Origin of the sequence: Carnobacterium inhibens subsp. inhibens DSM 13024 (assembly GCF_000746825.1) — a bacterium.
Taxonomy (GTDB): Bacteria; Bacillota; Bacilli; order Lactobacillales; family Carnobacteriaceae; genus Carnobacterium_B; species Carnobacterium_B inhibens.
The window spans coordinates 257,354-275,620 of sequence record NZ_JQIV01000006.1; the positions used below are offsets into that span (position 1 = coordinate 257,354).

The following is an 18,267-nucleotide window of genomic DNA, read 5'->3' on the forward strand; positions in this document are numbered from 1 at the left end:
AAACTATACCCTAAAAATGGTTATTTTTGGTATATTAGATTTAACAATAAATAGCTTTCAATAGCTGCTTTTTTTATGTAATCAGAATGAGGGTGAATGTCGTGGAACAATCGTTGTACTATCAGTATTTTTGCCTTTCATTGTATTCTATAGACTATCCAGTAAAACCGGCCACGCTGTATCACATTTTGGTTGGTAAACGAACAGCTTCCATTTTGTTTAAGGCGCATGTTTATCACGCGATCCCTTTTTTTTCGGTATTTCCTAATTTAAACCGTGGTCAGTATGACAATATGGTTCGAGAATTTATTGAAAAAGGCTGGATTACTGCCAGTGAAAATAACGAAGAGTACTACCTTTGTAAACAGGCTAAAGAAGAATTAGACCTTTATTTTTCAAAACATTTTTATCCTAAAAATATTAATCAACTGCTAAACGGACAAGTGACTAAAGAATTTTGGAGAAAAATTTTATTTTCAACCCAAGTTCTTTCGGAATTACGCTACCAAAATAATCATTATCTACCAATAGAAAAGGAATGGAAGACACAATTATGGTTAAAAAAATGGTTGAAAAATAGTCCATTAGAAAGACAAGAATTGGGTAGTTCATTTGGAAAAGAATGGATTCAATTATTAAAGGAGTTCCGTTCATTTGATGCAGAAATTTTAGTATCACAGTTAACGGGACATAAAAAGAATGGAAAAACCAGTACACAATTAGCTGTTAAATATGGATTAGATCAAATGGAATTAGCTTTTTTAGTACAAAATACAATTAGTCAACTACTAAATAAAGTGGTCAGTGAAAAAGAAACATTCCCTTTATTTTATTTAATTTATCAAGAATGTAAAGGAGACCGTTACAGCAGTCTTAGTCTAAGTGCTAGGTCAACTGCATATTATTTAGAAAAAGGTTACTCTATAGAAAAAATAGCTTTAGAGAGAAGATTAAAGGTAAATACAATTTCAGAACACATTATTGAATTAGCTATTATTTTTCCAAATTTTGATGTTTCTAACTTTATACCAAAAGAAGACTACCAACGATTATGTGCGTTATTTAGTGAGAATGAAGGAATAACATATGAGGATTTGAAAAAAGAAATGCCGCAGATTCCTTTTTCATGGTACAGATTGATTCAAATCGAAAGGAGTCGGACTGTGTGACCAATAAAGACCTTATAAAACAAAACTTAGAGAATTATTTTGGATACACTTCTTTTAGAGAAGGGCAAGAAGAAGCTGTATTAGCAGCTTTAGAAGGTAAAGATACGTTGATTATGCTGCCCACAGGGACAGGAAAATCGATTTGCTACCAATTAACTGGGTATTGTTTAGATGGGTTAGTAATCATTGTTTCGCCTTTATTATCGTTGATGCAAGACCAGGTGGAACAATTAAAATTAAATGGCGAAAAAAGAGTAGCTGCTATTAACAGTTTAATGAATGTACGCGAAAAAGATTGGGTGTTAAAGCATTTATCTGACTATAAATTTATTTTTCTTTCACCAGAAATGTTGCGACAAGAATACGTTATAACGAGTTTGAAAAAAGTGCCTATCTGTCTTTTTGCAATTGATGAAGCTCATTGTATTTCTCAATGGGGATTAGATTTTAGACCTGATTATCTCGATTTAGGTCTTATTCGCCGACAATTAAATTTTCCTTTAACAATGGCATTGACAGCCACTGCTACTCAACGCGTTCGAGAAGAGATTTTGACATCGTTGCAGATTAATAATGAAAAAACAAAGCAGATTATTTATTCTGTGGATCGTTCTAATATCGCTTTTTATACTCAAATTTGTGATCATAATAAAAATGAAGAATTATTAAAACAAGTTCAAAAATTAAAGAAACCAGGTATTATTTATTTTTCTAGTAAAAAAACAGCAGACGAAACTGCTGAATTGATCCGTCAAGAAACGACGATCACTGCAGAGAGTTATCATTCCGATATAGAAGCAGAAGATAAAATTAAGATCCAGCAACAGTTTATCTATGATGAAATTGATATTATCTGTGCTACAAGCGCATTTGGGATGGGTATCAATAAAAGCAATATTCGTTTTGTTATTCACTATCATTTGCCGGGCAGTCCAGAAGCCTACTTACAAGAAGTTGGGCGTTGCGGAAGAGACGGAAAACCGAGTTTAGCTCTTTTGCTATATGAAAAGGGAGATGGTATCATTCAATTTCGATTACAGGAGTCGAGTTTGCCCACGATTGATATGCTGGAATATAGCTATAGAAAAGGGAAGGTATTAGAGGGAAGTTGCAGTCCTGTTCAAAAGGTGCTGATAGAAAATTATTTAAATGCCAATATTCCCATTGAAGCAGCAAAAAGCCAAGTGAAAAGTAGAGAAGTATCTAAACAGCAACAACTGTATTACATGATTGATTATGCTGAGACAGCAAGTTGCAAGAGAGCTTTTCTTTTACATTACTTTGATGAACGTTTAGAAGATAAACCGTCTCAATGCTGTTCTAGTTGTCATCTAGAATTAGCTGATTTTTATGAAAAAAATGACTTGAAACAAAAAAAAGAATCAGAAACAGAAAAAAATTGGGAAGAAATCTTAAAGGAATTGTTTTTAATTGGAAATTAATAAGACAATTCTATCCAAAAATGATACAATAAAACTGAGTTTTGTTTAGGAGGAGTACTAAAATATGAGTAAGAAAAATTCTAAAAACAATCCAAAAAAAGAAAAAGCATGGGATCGAAAATTTGATGATGATAATAGTTTAGTGGATGATAAATACTCAAGAACTGCAAGAAAAAAGGCAAAGAAAAGTGTCCATCCTGTCATAACGTCATTGCTTATTTTCTTAGCACTTATTATTATTTTGCCAAGTCTAGCATATACTTGGTGGTCAAATGAAGGCAATGACAGCAGTAAAGAACAAAAATCTTCTGAAGAAAGAATGATCATTACACAAAACAGTAGCAGTGAATTAACTAGTTCAGAAGAGCCTGAATCAGAAGTTTCTTCAGAAAGCGTAAGCAGCGAAGAGGAGTCCTCTGAGTCTGAAAGTCAAGTTGCAGAAGTAGAAGAACCTGAGTCACAACCTGCAGAAGTACCTGTTATTGAAGAACCTGAAAGTATTGTAGAGCCAGAACCAGAGCCTGAACCTGAACCAGAAGAAGTAACAAATACTTATACTGTTAAAGCTGGAGATAACCTATACCGAATTGCATTAAATCACAATATGACAACTGATGAATTAAAAACATTGAATGGTATATCAGGAGATTCTGTGAGTGTTGGAACAGTTTTAAAAGTGAAATAATAGTCTATAAAGCCGCATACTGATTAGCGGCAAGCAGGAAGGCTAGGGTAACCTAGCCTTTTTAATATGAAAAGAAAGTAGGATGACACATTGGAAAAAACAATAAAAATCGCTATTGATGGCCCAGCATCTGCCGGAAAAAGTACAGTTGCTAAAATAGTAGCAAAAGAGCTGGGCTATATTTATTGCGATACTGGTGCAATGTATCGTGCACTAACCTATCAAGCTATCCAAAATAAGACAGCAGTAACGGATGAAAAACAATTAGTCCAATTGCTAAAAGAAATGGTCATTTCTTTTGAACCAAACAAAGGCGATCAAAAAGTATTTGTTAATGGTGAGGAAGTTACGGATGCTATTCGTTTATCTGATGTAACAAATGCAGTTTCCGCAGTTTCAGCCCATGGAGAAGTTAGAAAAGAATTAGTGAAAAGGCAACAAGAAATAGCTGATCGTGGTGGTGTAGTTATGGATGGCCGTGACATCGGAACAGCGGTCTTGCCAACTGCGGAAGTAAAGATATTTCTTGTTGCTAGTGTCGAGGAACGTGCTGAAAGACGATACAAAGAAAACTTGAGCAAAGGTATACCTACTTCATTAGAAGTTTTAAAGCAAGAAATAGCTGAGCGTGATTACAAAGATTCGCATCGTGAAGTTTCACCATTAATTCAAGCTGAGGATGCTGTTCGCTTAGATACAACTAGTTTATCTATTGAGCAAGTTGTAGAAAAAATTAGAGAAATCATCCAAACTAAGCTGACTAAATAGAGTACTTCTTATTTTTCAAACGTTTTGGTGGCAATATTTTGAAATATTGGTTAAAATATAAGGAGAAAGAATTTTATTGGCTAGTTATAGGAGGGCAAACATATGACGGAAAATGAAAAAAACCATGAAGTTGAAGAACAAGAATCAATGATGGACGCAATGAACAGTGTTCAAGAAATTAATATTGGTGATACTGTTAAAGGTGAAATATTAACTATTCAAGATAACAAACAAGCTATAGTTGGCATTATCGGTGGAGGAGTTGAAGGGGTCATTCCTAACAATGAGTTATCAGCTGCACCATTTGAGAACGTTACAGATATTGTAAACGTGGGAGATATTGTTGATTTAGTGGTGATAAAAGAAATTAAAGAAAAAGAAAACGGCAGCTACTTGCTATCTAAGCGTCGTATCGATGCTAAAAAAGTTTGGGAAAAAATTCAAAAAGAATACGATGAAGGAACCATCATTGAAGCACCAGTTAAAGAAGTTGTAAAAGGTGGTTTGGTTGTAGATGTTGGGGTCAGAGGATTCGTACCTGCTTCTATGGTAGATGTTCATTTTGTAGAAGATTTCTCTAGCTATAAAGGACAAACATTGAAATTTAAAATCGTTGAAATCGAACCGAGTGAAAATCGATTGATTCTTTCTCATAAAGCAGTGGTGGAAGCTGAAAATGAAGATAAGAAAAAAGATTTGCTAAGTCATTTAGTTGAAGGCGATACTGTAAAAGGAAAAGTTGCTCGTTTAACTAACTTTGGTGCTTTCATCGACCTTGGTGGCGTAGATGGATTAGTTCATATCTCTCAACTAGCTTATGAACATGTAAAAGATCCAGCTGATGTATTGACAGTAGGAGAAGAAGTAAATGTGAAAGTTCTTTCTGTTAATGAAGAAGAAGGACGTATTTCACTTTCTATTAAAGAAACATTACCAGGACCTTGGGATAATATTGAAGAACGTGCAGCAGCAGGATCAGTTTTAGATGGTCTGGTTAAACGCCTGACAAGTTTCGGGGCATTTGTTGAAGTCTTCCCAGGAGTTGAAGGGTTGGTTCATATTTCTCAAATATCACACAATCATATCGCTACACCGCATGAAGTTCTAAGCGAAGGTGATGAGATCAAAGTGAAAGTGTTAGAAGTAAACCCAACTGATCAACGCCTTTCTCTAAGTATTAAAGCTTTAGAAGAAAAGCCTAATCAGCCAAAAGAAAAACAAGAAGAAACGAACTATGATTTGCCTGAAGAAGATACAGGATTTACTTTAGGAGATATTCTTGGAGATCAATTATCTGATATTACTACAAATGAAGACAACTAATTTATTGTTTAAAAAGGACATGTGAGTCACTTCTGTTCCCATGTTCTTTTTTTTTTGCGTAAATGAATAAAAATATGACGAATCAATAAGGCATTTATGAGAGTTTACCTTATTCCTTAAGCAAAAGCTTGCATGTTTTAAGGTATTTCTATAAACTTACAAGAGAATATAAAAAAGGAGGCAAAAACAATGGCAAAACCAGTTGTAGCCATCGTTGGTCGCCCTAACGTAGGAAAATCAACTATTTTTAATCGTATCGTTGGAGAACGTATCTCAATCGTAGAAGACGTATCAGGGGTAACCCGTGATCGTATCTACGCGCCAGCAGAATGGTTAGGAAAAGAATTTAACGTGATTGATACAGGCGGGATCGATTTAGGTGATGAACCATTTTTAGAACAAATTAAACACCAAGCTGAAATAGCTATGGAAGAAGCAGATGTGATTATTTTTATCACAAGTGTAAAAGAACACATAACAGATGCAGATGAAAATGTAGCTAAAATTCTTTATCGTACAAAAAAACCAGTTTTATTAGCTATAAACAAAGTAGACAATCCAGAAATGCGTAACGATATTTTTGATTTCTATGCTTTAGGATTAGGGGAACCTTTCCCTATTTCAGGAAGTCACGGTTTAGGTATTGGGGATCTGCTAGATGCGGCTATTAGTCATTTTCCAGATGATTCAGAAGAAGAGTACGATGATTCTGTTATCAAATTCAGTTTGATCGGCCGACCAAATGTTGGGAAATCTTCACTTGTAAATGCCATATTGGGAGAAGACCGAGTAATCGTTTCAAGTGTTGCAGGAACAACTCGCGATGCAATCGATACTGCTTTTGTTGGCGAAGATGGATCTGAGTTTGTCATGATCGATACAGCGGGAATGCGTAAAAAGGGTAAGGTATATGAAAATACTGAAAAATATAGTGTTTTAAGAGCCCTTAGAGCGATCGAACGTTCAGATGTCGTCTTAGTTGTGTTGAATGCTGAAGAAGGCATTAGAGAGCAAGATAAAAAGGTTGCTGGATATGCTCATGAAGCAGGAAAAGGGATCATTATTGTTGTTAACAAATGGGATACTCTTGACAAAGACAATCACACAATGAAAAAATTTGAAGAACAAATTAGAAGCGAATTTTTGTATCTAAGTTATGCACCTATTATTTTCGTGTCTGCTTTAACAAAACAACGCTTGAATAAATTGCCTGAAATTATTGAACGAGTAAGTATGAATCAAAACTTACGTATTCAATCATCTGTTCTAAACGAAGTGATTTTAGATTCAGTTGCTATGAATCCTACTCCAACAGATAAAGGGAAAAGATTGCGTATTTACTATGCTACTCAAGTGGCTGTTAAACCTCCAACTTTTGTAGTGTTTGTTAATGAACCGGAAATGATGCATTTTTCTTATTCACGTTTCTTGGAAAATCGAATTCGTGATGCTTTCACTTTTGAAGGAACACCGATCCATCTTATTACGAGAAGAAGGAAATAAGAATAAGTAAATCCAAGCATTTTAACATAACTCTTATGCGGTTTCAAATAATTTATTAAATATTTAAAAAAAGGATAAGAATATCTGCTGAAACAGTAAAAATCATTGCAGTATCAGTATTTGTATGATATCTTTTTAAATGAAATGTCATTTAGAGTTACTAATTTTACATTTCGCAATAAGTCATTTTTGGGCCACTCAAAAATGTCTAAATGATGTTTATTTGCTAAAAAATAATGCATCAATTCTTCTTTCCGAGGGAGGTGAAATACACATGGCTAACAAAGCAGAATTAATCGAAAACGTTGCTACTTCAACAGGTCTTACTAAAAAAGATGCAACTTCAGCAGTAGATGCTGTTTTTGAATCAATTCAAACTTCATTAAGTGAAGGTGAAAAAGTTCAAATTATTGGTTTTGGTAACTTTGAAGTTCGCGATCGTGCTGCACGTAAAGGTCGTAACCCTCAAACAGGGGAAGAAATCCAAATTGCTGCAAGCAAAGTACCTGCATTCAAACCAGGTAAAGCTCTTAAAGACGCAGTTAAATAGTACAGTACTTAAAACCCCTGATACGTCAGGGGTTTTTGCTGTTTTATAAGGCAGATGATAAAAAAAACTAGCAAAAAACTAGCAGAAATTAGACTCTGCTAGTTTAAGGTATCGTTTGATTTTTATTTTTGTTATATAGACAGCAGGTTAAGTGGATTAGATTCTTAGAGTAATTTACGTGAAATAGATTTTATAGACGTAGTTTTGTAAAATGTAGAAAAATCAGTATTGCTTCCTACTGAAATCCATTCTACTTCATTTATAAGGCTCGCATAGCCTAATTGAGGTGTTTTTGTAGCAACTAAAGAAGCTTCATTTGTATAGCCAGCATCAAATGAAGTAGAAAAAATTTTTTCAAGTTTAAATTCTTTATCGGGCTGTTCAATATTAATATAGCCATTTATAATTGAAGAGTCACATAATTCAAGCTTCTCTCCATCAAGAAATGTAATAATTAACTTCACAACAGCACCTCCTTTTTAGTATTATCTCATAATGTGACAGAAATGTGAACTCATAGGGTACAAGAAAATAGTATTAATAGTTGAAGAGCGTATACAAAAATAGAACTACTTTGTGGTAAAAAAATGACAGTTAACTATTTATTATTTATCGAAGAGTAGCTGTGTATAAAGTTGAAATAATTATTTGTTAGGTATAATCGGCATTATTTAGTTGTCTTGTTCTGTACTTTAAACAATATACTTTAAGGTTTAAACAGCTTAATTTATGGTAAAATAAAGTATAAAGAAGATTGTAAAATGAAAGAGGTTTTAGACATGTCATATGGACAAAAGATGATTGATACACTTCAAAAAAATGAGTTAGAAGAAGCGATGAATTATTTTGAACAAGCTTTAAAACAAGATACAGATGAAGAACTTTATTTATTGGCAGATTCTCTTTATCAATTAGGATTTTTAAAAGAAACCGAAAAAATCAGTTTACAGCTGCTTGAACGTTATCCCGAAGATGATGAATTAAAAGTAAACTTAGCTGAAATTGCGATTGAATCAAACGAATTAGAAGCAGCGATGGATTGGTTATTAGAAATTACAGAAGCAAGTGTTGTTTATCCTCAATCTTTGCTTGTTTTGGCAGATCTTTATCAAGTCCAAGGACTTTACGAAGTAAGTGAACAAAAGCTGCTTAAAGCGAAAGAAATCGTGCCTGATGAGCCTGTTATCGACTTTGCTCTAGCAGAACTGCATTTTTCAATGGGGAAATATGCTCAAGCCATTCATGGTTACGAAGAATTAATGGTTCAAGGACTTACAGAATTTTCTGGTATAAATCTTGCTTCTAGATGTGGCAGTTCTTATAGCGCTTTAGGTGATTTAGAACAAGCCATCTTGTATTTAGAACAAAGTTTGGAAGAAAAAGAAAATGTCGATACCTTGTTTCAACTTGGTTTTTCATATCTTCAAGACAAGCAATACCGTCGTTCAATTGAAACATTGAATCAGTTAAAAGAATTAGATCCAAATTACACGACTTTGTATCCTTATTTAGCTAAAGGTCATGAAGAAGAAAATGAGCTTGATAAAGCCTTAGAAACGATTAAAGAAGGTCTAAGAGTGGATCAATACAATTATGAACTATTTTATTATGGGGCAGGTATTGCCATTAAGCTGGAAGATGAAACTCTTGCCGAAGATTATTATTTACAAGCTATTCAACTTGTTCCTGAAAACGCCAGTGTCCAATTATCTTATACAAATCTACTGTTGCAGCAAAATCGATACGACGAAACCATTGAATTAATTCAAAAAATACTCGTTCAAAATGAAGTTGACCCTCAATTTTATTGGAACTTAGCATTAGCAAATGAAGGAATAGAAGAATACAGCGCAGCAAGTACAGCTTATCAAAAAGCATATCCAGCTTTTCGTCAAAATAAAGATTTCTTAAAATCCTATATCTATTTCCTTCGCGAAGAAGGAGAACGGACGATCATAAAAGATGTATTAAATGATTACTTAATTCTTGATGCAGCTGATGCAGAAATGTTAGAAATACTAGATGAAATAAATAGCAACTATTAAAAGATTAAGTTATAATGAGAAAAAGGGTAAGACAAGGAGGTTTTCATATGAACATCCAAATTTCTGTAGAAGCTAAAAAGGCTTTTTTAGGTTGGTTTTTAGATAGATACCAACTAAAAAGACGTGAATCAATGTGGATTTTAAACTATTTGCTAAATCATGATAGTGTACTAAACAAAGTTCATTTTATTGAGGCAGCTGAAAAAACCCCAAGAGGAATGATGATGTCTGCTATGGGAATGGATAGTGAACCTTTTCTTTTTTATAAAAGTGGCACAGTGTTTAGTGATCCAGAACAAGCCTTTCATGAAGTGAGGTTGAATTGGAAAGAAGAAATGTACATTGAATTAGTATTTTCTGAGCCTTGGAAATTTTCAGAATACCTTACTGTCTTAGAAGATAACCCTTATTATAAATGGAATGAAACGATCAGCATAAATCTCGTTCGGGAAGTTGAGTTAGCTCTTGAAACGTTATCGTTAACTGAACGCAAACAGCATACGTTACATCAAATTGATGTGTCATTAGAAGAAGAGGATCGAGAACGATTCATTGAATTGTCGCAACAATTGAAAGAAATTGAAGATGATCTGAAGAATGAACAAAAAAAGCCAAACCATTAAGGTTTGGCTTTTTTTGTGAAGAAAGATTGTTTAGGTTTAGTGTCAAACGAAAATCCTTCTCCTAAAACTTCATGGACAGTCAGAAGAGAAAGGAAAGCTTTTGGATCAGTTTCATGAATGATTTTTTTAGCCACAACTATTTCATGGCTACCTAAAACACAATACAAGACTTTTTTTTCTTCTTTGGAATATGCGCCTTCAGCTTTGAAGAAGGTCACACCTCTTTCCATTTCAGTCATAATATTTTCTGCTATAGCTTCATTTTTATCTGAGATGATCAATAGCCCTCTTGCAGCATAAGAACCATCTTGCATGAAGTCCACTATTTTAGAAAAAACATAGGAAGCAAGTAACGTATACATCATATGAGGCAGATCAATATATGAAAGAGACAAAGTTAAGATGAATATATCAAATATCAGTAGGGTTTTTCCCATTGAAATGCCTTTTTTCTTTTCAAAAATGCGGGCTATAATGTCGCTTCCTCCAGTGGTTCCTCCAGAACGATAAATCATACCGCTGCCTATACCGCCGCATAGGCCTGCTAAAATACCAGCAATAAATAAATCATTTTCCAAGTTGATCACGATAGAAGTTCGTTGCCAAATGTATAAAAAGAATGACAGCATTGCTGTTCCATAAATAGTATAAATCAATGAACGATTGCCTAACATTTTCCATCCTATTAGAATAGTTGGAATATTCAATAATAAGGTAGAAAGAGCTGGGTCAATATGAAACCAATACCTCAAGAGAAGAGAAATACCTGTCATTCCACCTTCAGCTAATTCGTTTGCAATATTTATGTACACTAGTCCGAATGCATAAAGTGCACAACCAATTGTTATAATAAGTATATCTTTTACTGCTATTTTTTCGTTTACCATACCCACACTCCTGACTTATTTCATCTTATAAAGAATACAATTTTTTTTAAAAACAAGCAACAAGTCTTGCAACCTTCTCACTTTTTGGTAGACTTAGAGAGTGAGTGTCTATTTGAGTGGAACGCTTAAAAAACGATTTGACATCACTAATTAAAATGTCAGATCATCATTTAAATTAGCGGTAAAAGCCGAGCGAGAGGAAAGAAGAGCATGATTAATATAGTAGTTGCAGGTTTTAAAGGGAAAATGGGAATGACTGCTACAAAAATGGTAATAGAAAATGAAAAATTTGCATTAGTAGGTGTATATGACCCTCATGCTACCGAAAAAAATTTAAATGAGTTAAATCAATTTTCGACTAGAGATGTACGTGTCTTTCAAGATAAAGAAGAATTGGTTAAAGAGGTACAAGCAGATGTATGGATCGACTTCACTATACCAGACGTTGCTTTAAAAAATACTTGTTTTGCTTTAGAACATAATATTCGTCCAGTTGTGGGCACAACCGGTTTTTCTGAAAGCGATGTTAAAAAAGTGCAACAATTAGCTAAAGAAAAAAACATTGGTGGATTAATTGCTCCCAACTTTGCTATTGGGGCTGTCTTGATGATGGAATTTGCTGCTAAAGCAGCTAAATATTTTCCGGATGTAGAAATAACAGAAATGCATCACGATAAGAAATTAGATGCTCCAAGTGGTACGGCAATAAAAACTGCAGAAATGATTTTTGCAGAACGCGGATACCATCAACAAGGGAATGCAGATGAAAAAGAAACCATTAAAGGTGCACGAGGAGCAGATTACGAAGGCATGAAAATTCATAGTGTTCGTTTACCTGGTTTAATAGCTCATCAACAGGTCCAATTTGGCAGTGTAGGCGAAGGTTTGTTGATTCGTCATGATTCATTTGATCGTTCTTCATTTATGACTGGTGTTGCTTTGGGTTGTGAAAAGGTTATGTTATTGAAAGAGTTAGCCTATGGATTGGAAAATCTTTTATGATTCTGTTAGATCACCAATTTAAACAAGCATTACCTATTATTGATAAAATTGAAGAAGCTGGTTATGAAGCCTATTTTGTAGGCGGTAGTGTTCGAGATACATTATTAAATAAACCCATTAATGATGTAGACATTGCGACTAGTGCAAAACCCAATGAAATCAAGAAGATTTTTCAAAAGACCGTTGATATTGGTATAGAACATGGAACCGTAATGGTTCTATGGAAAGACGAAACGTATGAGATTACTACATTTAGAACTGAATCTACTTATCAAGACTTTAGACGACCTGATAACGTTGAATTTGTCCGCTCATTAAAAGAAGATCTAAAACGCCGTGATTTTACGATTAATGCACTAGCTATGAATCGCAATGGTGAAATTATTGATTACTTTAATGGACAAAAGGATATAGAAAAGAAACTTATCCAAGCGGTTGGTATTCCTGAAGAACGTTTTTTTGAAGATGCTTTACGTATGATGCGTGGAGTACGTTTTGTCAGTCAACTAAATTTTGATATGGAAACGGAAACGGAACGGGCTATTCAAAAGCATCATGCTTTGTTAGAAAAAATAGCTGTTGAACGAATTCAAGTTGAGTTTTTAAAGCTTCTTCAAGGAAGTGGACGACAAAAAGGCTTAGAATTGTTTATTCAAACAAATCTTTATTCCTATTGTCCAGGATTAAATAAGCATAAAAGTGAGTTGAAAAACTTTGCTCAATTAGATTGTTCTATCGATAATAGTCTGATAGCTTGGACCTTACTCCTTCACTTTTTGAAAAAAACAACCGATGAAGCAGAAGCTTTTTTAAGAGGATGGAAATGTTCAAAAAAAGAAATGACTCAAGTGAAACTAGCTTTATTTGCTTTAAATCATCGCTTGAAAAAGCCTTTTGATCGTCAGGTCTTGTATCAAACGGGCTTGGAAATAGCATTGGATGTTGAAACAATGATAGGTTGCTTAGGATTTGCAGTTGATGTTGAGGCTGTAAAAAAGATGTACGAAGAACTGCCAATTTATACTAAAAATGAAATGAAGATTAACGGGAATGATTTACAAACAGTGTTGAACCAAAAGCCAGGAAAATGGCTCGGAGAGTTAATGACCGAAATAGAGTCAGCTATTTTAAAGAATGAAGTTTCTAATGAAAGCCAAGAATTATTAAAATGGGTTACTAATAGATATAAGCTAGAAGACTAACTTTATAATCAGTTTTCAGTTTAAATAAGTAGAATTCGTTTAAAAATTAATTCTACTTATTTTTATTCGTTTTTTTTACAAATAGTAAGAAAAAAGGTTTACGCACTAAAAATAAGTTGCTATACTAAGAAAGTAAGTTAATTAAAGGAGGAATTTTAAATTATGGAAAACCAATTCACAAAATTACTAGAAGAACGTCGTTCAATTTATTCTTTAGGAAAAAATGTTTCTTTATCTGAAGATAAAATTGTTGGATTAGTTGCAAAAGCAATTAAAGAAAGTCCATCTTCATTCAATTCACAAACTTCACGTGCAGTAGTATTATTTGGATCTGCTCACAACAAACTTTGGGACATTACTGAAGAAGCTTTAATTAAAGCTATTCCAGAAGGACAAGATGTTGCTCCAACTAAAGCAAAATTAAACAGCTTCCGTGCAGCATTCGGAACAATTTTATTCTTTGAAGATACAAGTATTGTAAGAGCGTTACAAGAACAATTCGCATTATACGCAGATAACTTCCCAATCTGGTCTGAACAATCTACTGGGATTGCACAACACTCTGTATGGACAGCATTAGCTGTTGAAAATATTGGCGGAAGTTTACAACATTACAACCCGTTAATTGATGACGCTGTTCAAAAAGAATGGAATCTTTCTGCAGACTGGAAATTAACTGGTCAAATGCCGATCGGTTCAATTGAAGCTCCAGCTGGTGAAAAAGAATACATGGATGATTCTGAAAGAGTTCTTGTATTTAACTAATCATTAATGAGTTAAAACGAGTGGTCTATCAAGAAATAAAAAAAGGAATAGGAATTTGGTGAACTTCCTATTCCTTTTTTTGTTTCGTCTTGTTAAAAAAATCACAATTAACAATCTTTTTTATTTACATCTATTTATTTTATGGTAAAATGAAACTAGTAAAAGAATCACAAACTTTTTAAATAGTAAAAGAAAAGGGAGCGAAAATAATGAAAAAAGAAGTTAAAGCATTAAAAATGACGTTTAAAAATGGAGAAACTTGGACAATCGATAAAGAATTTATTGGAGATTTATGGATTAAACACATTTCAAAAAGCTTTGGACGCATTGGTGATAGCGAACTTCAAGAAATTTTCCCGTGTGAATCTTTAAAAATCGAAATTTTTCCAGAGGCTGATGAAGTGAATTCAAGCGACATTAATCTTGGCGGTTTAGAAATGGGTATGTTTGATCGTGCAGTGAAAGATCCAGATATTGAAAAAATGGATATCCTGTATAAAGATAGTGAAAATTCGGATTCTGTAGACATTATTGCTAAAGAGACTGTTTATTTCCCTTATGAAGCAATTGATTCTGACCGAATTGACAATGCTTATCAAAGTTCATTTGTTTCTCAAGATAATGTGTTGTACATTGTCATTGATAAAGAAAAAACAGTAAAAGATATCTATAAAGATAAATTCTAAAATAACTAATTGGTATTTAAATGACTCAAGAAAAAATGGGATTTAGCTATTTTTTCTTGAGCTTTTTTTGTTTTTTTTTAAGCTTCATAGTATGATGGTAAAGAAAATACTATGTCTAAAGAATTAGGTGAATAGAGTGACCCATAAAGATACATATGCTGTTGTGGATATTGAAACTACAGGGGGAAATGTAGCAAGCGGTGATCGTATGATTCAATTTGGTTGTGTGCTAATAGAAGATGATCAAATCGTTCATCGTTTTTCAACCGATATTAACCCGTTAACCAACATACCAAAACAAATAGAGCATTTAACTGGTCTTTCAAATAAATCTGTTGCGCTTGCTCCATATCTTGAAGATGTAGCAGCAACAATTTATAATTTATTGGATGGCTGTATAATCATTGCACACAATATCCAGTTTGATTACACATTTCTGTCTGGAGAATTGCAACGATGCGGTATGCCCGCACTTAAAAACAAGGGAATAGATACTGTGGAATTGGCTCAAATCTTATTGCCTACTGAATCTAGTTATCGTTTAAACGATTTAGTTAACAAATTTAATATTGAACATACGAATCCACATCAAGCTGATAGCGATGCGGCTGTTACGGCTGAACTTTTCCTTATATTAAAACAAAAATTAAAGAATCTTCCATTAGTTACAGTAGAAAAAATGGTGGAGATCTCAGAGTATCTTACAATGGAAACGTCCTATTTCTTTAAAGTTTGTTTAGCTGAAATGAAGAAAGAACTCGATCCGCTTTCAGATTCACTTATGATTAAAAATGGAATAGCTATTAAAGTTAAACCGCCAGTCTTTGAACAAGATCATTATCGAGAAGAGTTTCATTATCCACTATCTGTAAAAAATAAGGAACAGTTGTTTCAGACTAAACTGACTACTAGAATGCAGCAGATCAAAATGATGGATGCAGTTTATCATTACTTTACAAGTAATGAGACGAATCATTTTGCGATTGAAGCAGCGACTGGAGTTGGAAAAACATTGGGGTATTTACTCCCCTTAGCGTATATAGCTTCCGTAGATGAACCTGTAATTATTAGTACGTATACAACACTATTGCAAAAACAATTATTAGAAAAAGATATCGTTCAATTAAATACAATTTTGCCTTTTACTGTGCAGGCAGCAATTTTAAAAAGTAAAAGTCACTACCTTCACTTAACGAAATTTCAAACAGTCTTAAATGATCCTATAGAACAAAAAGTAGAAGCTATCTACAAAATGAAGTTGTTAACGTGGTTGACGGAAACAGAAACAGGTGACTTAGATGAATTAAATTTAACCAACTACACTCATTTGTTCTGGAATAAAATAAGACATCGTGGTTGGTTGATCAAGCCTGAAGAAGATTTATGGCATGAAGAAGACTTTTACTTATATGCTCAACAAAAAGTCGAACATGCTAGAATTATTATTACCAATCATTCTTTTTTATGTCATGACTTGAATCGTAAAGAAAGAGAATTGCCAAAAATTGGTAAACTGATTGTTGATGAAGCACAGCATTTGCCGGATGTTGCAATGGAAGCATCAAGCGAAGTTTTTGGATATTATCGTATGCAGCAATTAGTTAAATTAATTGGACGTACATCAGATGAAAAAAGCTTCATAGGTAAACTAATTATCTTGAGTCAACAATTGTCAAAAATGGAATCTTCTTATTTGGAGAATATGGAGATGAATCTCTTCTCTTTAGAAGATGAATTATCGGACTTTATTCATCAATTGCTTGTTTACTGTACTACTGCTACAAGCAATAAACAACGTCAACAAGAACAAATTGATGTTCAATTTAACCGAGAAACTAATTGGAATTTAGAATTAAAGAAAATATCTAAGAAAGTTCTTACACTGATGAGTGAAATCAGTTATTTAGGATTTGAATTGGTTCATCAAGGATTAGATGAACGTCACCAATTAACATTAAAAGAACGGTATTTGTTAGAAGATTTTTTTGATGTAATGACGACTTTTGATGAACAAAAAGATCTTTTTCATGCTGTTTTTCAACAAAATGAAGTAAATGAGGTAACGTGGTTTTCTTATAAAGAAAAAAGTCCCAAAAATAGTTTTATGATCAAACGTTCAAAAGTTGACAGCACGAGGTTTTTAAAAGAAAAATTAGTAGAAACAACTTCTTCTATTTTATATACTGGAGCTACGTTAGAAATCAATGGATCATTTGATTATTTTCAAACGCAACTAGGAGAAGAAGAGTTAAAAGAATTGATCATTGAATCGCCTTATGATTACAAAAACCAAGCACGTCTTTGGGTACCTAAAGAATTAAAACCAATAAAAGGATTATCCAAGAAAGATTATGTTCATATGATTGTCGAACAAGTAGAAAATATTATTGAAAATTCAAATGAAAATACAATGATTCTATTTAATTCCTTTGAGATGCTACAAGAAGTGTACTTTGCGCTCCAACAAAAACCCTCGGCTTCAGGGCGAGAATTATTGGCACAAGGTTTCTCTGGAAGCCGGGAACGTATGTTAAAACGATTCTTTAGAGCTAAAGGCGGTATATTATTAGGAGCGGATAGTTTTTGGGAGGGTGTTGACTTGCCAGGGAAATCCTTGAGTATATTAGTTATCACTCGCTTGCCATTCGAATCTCCAGATAGGCCTTTTGTAAAAGCAAAACATCGTTATTTAGAACAAAAACACTTGAACCCATTTACTATTGATTCTTTACCTAAAGCAACTTTGCGTTTAAAACAAGGTTTGGGAAGGTTGATTCGTTCTGAAACGGATAAAGGTATCATGCTTGTATTAGACAACCGTTTGATCCATACAAGTTATGGAAAACAGATTATCCGCTCACTTCCTAGCGGTTTGCCAATAGAAGAAGTAGCCACCAAGATGATTGGTGAAAAACTACAACTTTTTCTAAGAACAGAAGAGAAATGAAGCAGATGTTAAAATTAAGAATATTCTTCTAAAATATTCAGAAAAATGATTGTTTTTCTGTTATAATAAACTATTGAGAGTAACATTTTATAGTTACCAAAACAATACACTTAAAGTAGGGATACTAATGAAAAAAGGAATACTCATCACAGTTGCAATTGTGATGTCTGTTGTTCTTGTGTTCGCAATTACCCTTTTAATGATTAGCCAAGATCCAATAAAAAAGGCAGAAAAAGAAACGATCGCAATTGCTAAAGAATCTGCTGGATTAGTAAAAGCAACAGATTTTTATTGGTATAATCGTGAAAAAACTTATTTTTCAGTTGCTGGATTGAATGAATCAGATGAAGAAATCATGGTAATTGTTGCTAAAGATGGCGGCGGTAAGACTATTTTGAATCAAGATGAATTCATTACTGAACAACAAGCGAAAGAATTGACTCGAGAAGAAAAAGGGTCTATTGATATTCTTGAAGCTCGTATTGGGCTTGAGGGAGATATACCTATCTGGGAAGTTTCGTATAAACAAGAAAATGGCAGACTTGGTTATTATGTTTTGACTGCTAAATCCGGAAAATGGGTCAGCGATATTGAGAACATTTAAAGCTTCCTAAAAAAGAGCGATAAATCTGCTGAATTTCTTGTATAATTATTATGGCAGTAAAAATAA

The 18,267-nt window shown here is 33.5% G+C and carries 17 protein-coding genes; 15 read left to right on the plus strand and 2 right to left on the minus strand.

The window, feature by feature from the left end:
* Window positions 1–101: 101 nt before the first annotated feature.
* From BR65_RS02415 to BR65_RS02445, 7 genes are all read left to right on the plus strand, one after another.
* Entirely contained in the window at window positions 102–1,169 is a 1,068-nt protein-coding gene (locus tag BR65_RS02415; protein ID WP_034536538.1) for a YpbB family protein, read from the plus strand.
* Window positions 1,166–2,611: a RecQ family ATP-dependent DNA helicase gene (locus BR65_RS02420; RefSeq protein WP_034536540.1), complete on the plus strand. Its 1,446-nt coding sequence runs from the start codon at window positions 1,166–1,168 to the stop codon at window positions 2,609–2,611. The genes BR65_RS02415 and BR65_RS02420 overlap by 4 nt, the downstream gene beginning before the upstream one ends.
* 64 nt (window positions 2,612–2,675) lie before the next feature.
* Window positions 2,676–3,296, plus strand: coding sequence for a LysM peptidoglycan-binding domain-containing protein (locus BR65_RS02425; protein ID WP_034536542.1), 621 nt, complete (start codon window positions 2,676–2,678; stop codon window positions 3,294–3,296).
* A gap of 90 nt (window positions 3,297–3,386) precedes the next feature.
* Window positions 3,387–4,064, plus strand: coding sequence for a (d)CMP kinase (gene cmk / locus BR65_RS02430; RefSeq protein WP_023177723.1), 678 nt, complete (start codon window positions 3,387–3,389; stop codon window positions 4,062–4,064).
* A 102-nt stretch (window positions 4,065–4,166) separates the two neighbouring features.
* Window positions 4,167–5,387, plus strand: coding sequence for a 30S ribosomal protein S1 (rpsA, locus tag BR65_RS02435; protein ID WP_023177725.1), 1,221 nt, complete (start codon window positions 4,167–4,169; stop codon window positions 5,385–5,387).
* 189 nt (window positions 5,388–5,576) lie between these two features.
* Window positions 5,577–6,890 carry a ribosome biogenesis GTPase Der gene (der, locus tag BR65_RS02440; protein WP_023177727.1) on the plus strand — a complete coding sequence of 438 codons (1,314 nt, stop codon included), beginning with the start codon at window positions 5,577–5,579 and terminating at the stop codon, window positions 6,888–6,890.
* A 274-nt stretch (window positions 6,891–7,164) separates the two neighbouring features.
* Window positions 7,165–7,440 carry an HU family DNA-binding protein gene (locus BR65_RS02445; protein ID WP_013710665.1) on the plus strand — a complete coding sequence of 92 codons (276 nt, stop codon included), beginning with the start codon at window positions 7,165–7,167 and terminating at the stop codon, window positions 7,438–7,440.
* Window positions 7,441–7,604: 164 nt separating this feature from the next.
* On the opposite strand, the gene BR65_RS02450 is transcribed toward BR65_RS02445, so the two are convergent.
* Complete coding sequence (locus tag BR65_RS02450; RefSeq protein ID WP_034536543.1) at window positions 7,605–7,904, minus strand: hypothetical protein; 300 nt, start codon at window positions 7,902–7,904, stop codon at window positions 7,605–7,607.
* 297 nt (window positions 7,905–8,201) lie between these two features.
* Between BR65_RS02450 and BR65_RS02455 the strand changes: the two genes are divergently transcribed.
* Window positions 8,202–9,485, plus strand: a complete 1,284-nt coding sequence (locus tag BR65_RS02455) for a tetratricopeptide repeat protein (RefSeq protein ID WP_244877141.1) — start codon at window positions 8,202–8,204, stop codon at window positions 9,483–9,485.
* Between the two features lie 47 nt (window positions 9,486–9,532).
* Window positions 9,533–10,108, plus strand: coding sequence for a ReoY family proteolytic degradation factor (locus BR65_RS02460; RefSeq protein WP_023177732.1), 576 nt, complete (start codon window positions 9,533–9,535; stop codon window positions 10,106–10,108).
* On the opposite strand, the gene BR65_RS02465 is transcribed toward BR65_RS02460, so the two are convergent.
* Window positions 10,105–10,995 carry a YitT family protein gene (locus tag BR65_RS02465; RefSeq protein WP_023177734.1) on the minus strand — a complete coding sequence of 297 codons (891 nt, stop codon included), beginning with the start codon at window positions 10,993–10,995 and terminating at the stop codon, window positions 10,105–10,107. The two genes, BR65_RS02460 and BR65_RS02465, sit on opposite strands and share 4 nt — an antisense overlap.
* A 210-nt stretch (window positions 10,996–11,205) precedes the next feature.
* On the opposite strand from BR65_RS02465, the gene dapB reads away from it, so the two are divergent.
* The 6 genes from dapB (at window position 11,206) to BR65_RS02495 (ending at window position 18,201) form a co-directional block, all read left to right on the plus strand.
* Window positions 11,206–11,997 carry a 4-hydroxy-tetrahydrodipicolinate reductase gene (dapB, locus tag BR65_RS02470; RefSeq protein WP_034536546.1) on the plus strand — a complete coding sequence of 264 codons (792 nt, stop codon included), beginning with the start codon at window positions 11,206–11,208 and terminating at the stop codon, window positions 11,995–11,997.
* Entirely contained in the window at window positions 11,994–13,199 is a 1,206-nt protein-coding gene (locus BR65_RS02475) for a CCA tRNA nucleotidyltransferase (RefSeq protein ID WP_023177737.1), read from the plus strand. The genes dapB and BR65_RS02475 overlap by 4 nt, the downstream gene beginning before the upstream one ends.
* 162 nt (window positions 13,200–13,361) lie before the next feature.
* Window positions 13,362–13,964 carry a nitroreductase family protein gene (locus BR65_RS02480; RefSeq protein ID WP_023177739.1) on the plus strand — a complete coding sequence of 201 codons (603 nt, stop codon included), beginning with the start codon at window positions 13,362–13,364 and terminating at the stop codon, window positions 13,962–13,964.
* A 209-nt stretch (window positions 13,965–14,173) separates the two neighbouring features.
* A complete protein-coding gene (locus BR65_RS02485) occupies window positions 14,174–14,650 on the plus strand; it encodes a hypothetical protein (protein WP_023177740.1) in 477 nt (158 codons plus the stop codon).
* Window positions 14,651–14,786: 136 nt separating this feature from the next.
* Window positions 14,787–17,597, plus strand: a complete 2,811-nt coding sequence (dinG, locus tag BR65_RS02490; RefSeq protein WP_034536547.1) for an ATP-dependent DNA helicase DinG — start codon at window positions 14,787–14,789, stop codon at window positions 17,595–17,597.
* A 127-nt stretch (window positions 17,598–17,724) separates the two neighbouring features.
* The gene (locus tag BR65_RS02495) at window positions 17,725–18,201 is read left to right on the plus strand and encodes a cell wall elongation regulator TseB-like domain-containing protein (RefSeq protein ID WP_034536549.1); all 477 of its coding nucleotides are present in this window, start codon (window positions 17,725–17,727) and stop codon (window positions 18,199–18,201) included.
* The last annotated feature ends 66 nt before the right edge of the window (window positions 18,202–18,267 follow it).